At 68.8% G+C, this 234-nt stretch carries 1 protein-coding gene; it reads left to right on the top strand.

The window, feature by feature from the left end; all coding sequences use genetic code 11:
- Positions 1-16 precede the first annotated feature (16 nt).
- A partial coding sequence (locus KVS67_RS13265) for an NAD(P)/FAD-dependent oxidoreductase (protein ID WP_254629389.1) occupies positions 17-234 on the top strand: 218 nt, incomplete at its 3' end.

Here is a 234-nt window from a genome sequence, read left to right as displayed (position 1 = left end):
GATGGCCCACCGTGCCATGGAGAACGAGAAGATCGAGTTCCGCTGGAACACCGAGGTCACGGAGGTGTCGGGTGACGACAAGGTCAACACCCTCCGCCTGCGGGACACCGGCACCGGCGAGGCGTCCACGCTGGACGTGTCCGGCCTGTTCGTGGCCATCGGCCAGGACCCGCGCACGGACCTGGCGCTGGGCCAGGTGGGGCTCACGGAGCACGGCACCATCCGCATCGACCA

Source organism: Micrococcus sp. GbtcB5 (assembly GCF_019091605.1).
In the GTDB taxonomy this organism is placed as follows: Bacteria; Actinomycetota; Actinomycetes; order Actinomycetales; family Micrococcaceae; genus Micrococcus; species Micrococcus luteus.
This window is presented reverse-complemented; position numbering and strand designations above follow the sequence as displayed.